At 63.7% G+C, this 4,880-nt stretch carries 3 protein-coding genes, 1 tRNA gene and 1 pseudogene; 3 read left to right on the forward strand and 2 right to left on the reverse strand.

The genetic code is table 11. The annotated features are described in order from the left end of the window. The 3 genes and pseudogenes from ACLHHB_RS17470 to ACLHHB_RS17480 all read left to right on the forward strand — a co-directional run. Nucleotides 1-392, forward strand: a pseudogene (locus tag ACLHHB_RS17470) (alanine--glyoxylate aminotransferase family protein); the annotation flags it as partial. A gap of 63 nt (nucleotides 393-455) precedes the next feature. Then, on the forward strand, nucleotides 456-938 hold the full coding sequence (locus ACLHHB_RS17475; protein ID WP_410219559.1) for a GNAT family N-acetyltransferase: 483 nt from the start codon (nucleotides 456-458) through the stop codon (nucleotides 936-938). Between the two features lie 49 nt (nucleotides 939-987). Next, nucleotides 988-1,064, forward strand: a tRNA-Arg gene (locus ACLHHB_RS17480). A gap of 643 nt (nucleotides 1,065-1,707) precedes the next feature. Here the strand turns inward: ACLHHB_RS17480 and ACLHHB_RS17485 are convergent. Together ACLHHB_RS17485 and ACLHHB_RS17490 are read right to left on the reverse strand one after the other, a co-directional pair. Continuing rightward, entirely contained in the window at nucleotides 1,708-3,972 is a 2,265-nt protein-coding gene (locus tag ACLHHB_RS17485) for an adenosylcobalamin-dependent ribonucleoside-diphosphate reductase (RefSeq protein ID WP_410219560.1), read from the reverse strand. 95 nt (nucleotides 3,973-4,067) lie between these two features. Next, nucleotides 4,068-4,880, reverse strand: an 813-nt coding sequence (locus tag ACLHHB_RS17490; protein WP_410219561.1) for a lysophospholipid acyltransferase family protein, incomplete at its 5' end; no start/stop codon positions are given.

A 4,880-nucleotide genomic window follows, 5' to 3' on the forward strand; every position in this document is an offset into this window, starting at 1 on the left:
CGTATCACACCACCATGCCCACCGATGCGCTGCTGGGCCTGCGGGACACGATGGAGGAAACGCGGGCCATGGGCTTTGATGCCGCCCGAGACGCGCAATGGCGCCTTGGCCGCGCGGTCCGGGCCGATCTGGCCGCTCGCGGCATCCGGTCGGTGGCGGCCCAAGGCTTCGAGGCACCGGGCGTCGTCGTCAGCTATACCAGCGACCCCGAGGTCAAGTCCGGCCGCGCCTTCGCAGCCCAAGGCACGCAGATCGCGGCAGGCGTTCCCTTGGCGGTGAATGAAGGAGATGCCTTTTCAACCTTCAGGATCGGTCTTTTCGGCTTGGACAAGCTGAAGGATGTGGAGGGGACACTGGCACGCCTGACTCCTGTCCTCGATACGGTTCTGTAAGGCTTTACGCCTTTGTCGCGCCGGGCTAGGTCCGGCGCGACTCCTGGCTGAAGGCCCTTGACCATGACACTGACGACCGACCGTGAAAGCCCGCTCGGATCCGATCTGGACCTGCTGTTCCAGCGCCACGCGGCCGCGATGCAGGCAGACACGCCGCCCGAATCGATCCACATGCTGCCGCGTGCGGATCTGGATGATCCGGCCATCGCCTTTTTCGTGATTCGTGATCAGGGGCAGCCCGTCGCGATGGGCGCCTTGAAGAACCTGGGCGGCGGGCATGGGGAACTGAAATCCATGCATGTCCTGGCCGAGCAGCGTGGTCGCGGGCTGTCCCGCATGCTGCTGCGCCATCTGATCGCGCATGCTCGCAGCCACACCTTGGACCGCCTGTCGCTGGAAACGGGTGTCCAGCCAGGCTTTGCCGCAGCCCGCGGACTTTATGTCAGCGAAGGGTTTAGCGAATGCCCGCCCTTCGGGGCCTATCGCGCCGACCCCAATTCGGTTTTCATGACGCTCTCGATGGTGCGGGATGAACAATTGCTTTGAAAGCGCCGCCGTGCAGCGTTAGAAGACGCTCGCGGCCTTGGTCGCACTTGGCCCCGTAGCTCAACTGGATAGAGCAGTGGACTTCTAATCCACCGGTTGAGGGTTCGAGTCCTTCCGGGGTCGCCACCAGAGATCGGTGCATCGGTAAGGGGTGCCCCCGGGCACTTGATGCCTTGATCCGTGCTGCCGTTGCATCATTCGCCCAGCATTTTAGCGGCGAAGCAGGCCCTTTGCCTCCGCCGCGTTTGTGCATTCCATTGTCTCAGGATGCCTTCAACGCGGCTCGATGTGCGGCCCCGCCGCGTTCCGGATCAGGGCCAGCCTTGGTTTGCCGATCCAGCGCCAGTGACGACTGCCTGTCTGCACTCATGACGCTGCCAAAAATGATCCATGTCACTGGAACGGTTTTGAAAGGCTGGCACGCCGTGCAGCGCGTCGATCTTCCAGTGTCTTCCGCGCATGATGATCTCAATCCCCAAGGATTTGCCGTTTTCGGCCTTGGTTCGGGATAAGGCAATTTTTCGTCGTCTCCTTGCCGGCGTGCGTTGCCGCTTCGGCTGATCATGCCGATGCGGAGACGCGGATAACACGACGCCCACTCCAAGGGTCCGACACGAACAAGGCGGCCATGACCGGCCGCCTTGTTTGGATATTTTCATGTGTTGCCCTCGCATCACGGCCCATGCCGCCCGGAGGGAAAGCCTCGCTGTAAAGAGAACAGCTGCCTGTGGCAAAAGGCTATCGGGACAACAACCTCATCCCGCTTGCCTCAACCACATTTGGAATGGCCGCAGCTGGGGCAGGTCATGCAGCCTTCGACCATGCGCATGCCGAACTGACCGCAGCTGGGGCAGGACGGGCCGCGCGGGGCTTCGCCCACGGCCACGACCTCGGCCTTGGGATCGGACTTGAGGCCCATCCCCTCGCCCGCCAGAAAGCCGGTCTCGATCAGGTGACGCTCGATCACGCCGCCGATGGCTGCCAGGATCGACGGAACATAGCGCCCCTGCATCCAGGCACCGCCGCGCGGATCAAAGACCGCCTTCAGCTCTTCCACGACAAAGCTGACATCCCCGCCGCGGCGGAACACGGCCGACACCATCCGCGTCAGCGCGACGGTCCAGGCGTAATGCTCCATGTTCTTCGAATTGATGAAGATCTCGAAGGGGCGACGGTGGCCCGACTGCACGATGTCGTTGATCGTGATATAGATCGCGTGTTCGGAGCCGGGCCATTTCAGCTTGTAGGTCGCGCCCTCCAGCGCCGCCGGGCGATCCAGCGGCTCGGTCAGATAGACGACATCCGCACCCTTGTCGGCCTCGGGCGCCTTGTCGGTCTTTTCGCTGACCGACAGGACCGATCCTGTCACGTCGTTCGGACGATAGGTCGTGCAACCCTTGCAGCCCAGATCCCAAGCCGCCAGGTACACGTCCTTGAATGCCTCGAAGCTGATATCCTCGGGGCAGTTGATCGTCTTCGAGATCGAACTGTCGACCCACTCCTGCGCCGCCGCCTGCATCGCCACGTGATCCTTGGGCGCCAGCGTTTGCGCGTTCACGAAGTAGTCCGGCAGTTCCGCATCGCCCTTCAGGTCGCGCCACATCTGCACGGCGTAATCGACAACCTCTTCCTCGGTCCGGCTGCCGTCCTTCTGCAGGACCTTGCGGGTATAGGCATAGGCGAAGACCGGCTCGATCCCCGACGACACGTTGCCCGCATAAAGGCTGATCGTGCCCGTGGGCGCAATCGAGGTCAGCAGCGCGTTCCGGATGCCGTGTTCCGCGATGGCGTCGCGCACGTCGGCGTCCATCTTGGACATGAAGCCGGACGCCAGGTACTTCTGGGCATCGAACAGCGGGAAGGCGCCCTTTTCGCGGGCCAGATCGACCGAGGCCAGATAGGCGGACCGCGCGATGGCCTTCATCCAGACGCGCGTTTGTTCAACCGCGTCATCGGCACCATAACGCAAGCCCAGCATCAGCAGAGCGTCGGCCAGACCCGTCACGCCCAGACCGATGCGACGCTTGTTCTGCGCCTCCTGCGCCTGTGCGTCCAACGGAAAGCGCGAAGCGTCGACCACGTTGTCCATCATCCGCACGGCCGTGCGGACCAGGTCGTCCAACGCCTCCGGGTCCAGTTCGGCGGCATCGGTGAAGGGGTTCGTCACCAGACGCGCCAGGTTGATCGAGCCCAGCAGGCAGGCGCCATAGGGCGGCAGGGGCTGCTCGCCGCAGGGGTTGGTGGCGGCGATCGTCTCGACATAGGACAGGTTGTTGGCCTTGTTGATCCGGTCAATGAAGATCACGCCCGGTTCGGCGAAATCATAGGTCGCCTTCATGATCCGGTTCCACAGGTCCAGCGCCTGGACGGTGCGGTACACCTTGCCCTCGAATTTCAGGTCCCACGGACCGTCGGCACGAACGGCCTCCATGAAATCGTCCGTGATCAGCACCGACAGGTTGAACATGCGCAAGCGGGCGCTGTCCTGCTTGGCCTCGATGAACTGTTCCACATCCGGGTGGTCGCAGCGCATCGTGGCCATCATGGCGCCGCGGCGCGAGCCTGCGGACATGATCGTGCGGCACATCGCGTCCCAGACATCCATGAAGGACAAAGGCCCCGAAGCGTCGGCCGCCACGCCCTTGACCGCCGCCCCGCGCGGACGAATGGTCGAGAAGTCATAGCCGATGCCGCCGCCCTGCTGCATGGTCAGCGCGGCTTCCTTCAGCATGTCGAAGATGCCGCCCATGCTGTCGGGGATCGTGCCCATGACAAAGCAGTTGAACAGCGTCACGGACCGCCCCGTGCCGGCCCCGGCCAGAATGCGGCCCGCAGGCAGATATTTGAAATCCTCCAACGCGGAGTAGAACTTTTCCTCCCACCCGGCGGGGTCGCTTTCGACACGCGCCAGATCACGGGCGACCCTGCGCCAGCTGTCTTCGACCGATCCATCGACCGCCTGCCCCTCGGCATCCTTCATCCGGTATTTCATATCCCAGATCTGTTCGGCAATAGGGGCAGCAAAGCGGGTCATCGCACATTCCTTAGCGGCTTTTTACGGATTAGCCACCAGATATAGTTTTCGCATGGTGGTGGCAAGGCCTTGACAGGGGTCGGACCGAAACGACTTCAGCGACTGTGGCCGACCTGCCGGAGGCCCGATGATACCGCGAAATGGCAGGCGGCAGAAAGGCTTTTGCGGCTTTCCCCGACGACGGGAATCGGCTGGTGCAGCCGCACCACAACGTTGCCCTGTCTTTTTGCCGCAAGAACCGTCAGCAGATGCGGTCCCAGATCCATGTCCGACCACCAGCCATAGAATCGGGGGTCCTGGTCCGGCGGTGCTTGATAAAGGGCGCTGACCGGCTGGATGGCCAGACCGGGCGGCAGGTCCGGGTCCAGAAAGCCCTGAAACAGCGTCGGCTTGAACGGCAGGACGCGCCGCCCGTCGGTCGAGGTCCCTTCGGGAAAGAACAACAGGCGGTGTCCGGCGCGGACGCGGGCAGCGAACTCTTTCGCCTGCGCACCCGCCAGCCTCGGATCACGCGTGACGAAATGGGTGTCGGTCACGCGCGTCAGGATGTTGATGCCAGGCCAGCCCGCCACTTCGGCCTTGCTGACGAAAAAAACGGGCATGGCGGCGTTCAGCACCAGGATGTCCAGCCAACTGGAATGATTGGCCACAACCGCACCCGGACCGCGCATGGGCACGCCTTCGCGCCGCCAGCCGATGCCCAGACAGATCAGCACGAGGCGGCAGACCACTTGCACATGCGGCCCCGTCCAGGGCCGCCTACGGCCGTGGAACAACCGCTCGGACCCACGCAGGGGCAGGATCAGGAGGACGCCGATGATCAGGATCAGCACGGCCGGCAGCCCCCGCCGAAGAACCCTCCCCCATTCGGGCACCGTGCGCGGCCCCGGCAGCGGCGGCGGCGTACC

Source organism: Paracoccus sp. (in: a-proteobacteria) (assembly GCF_046462195.1).
GTDB lineage: Bacteria > Pseudomonadota > Alphaproteobacteria > Rhodobacterales > Rhodobacteraceae > Paracoccus.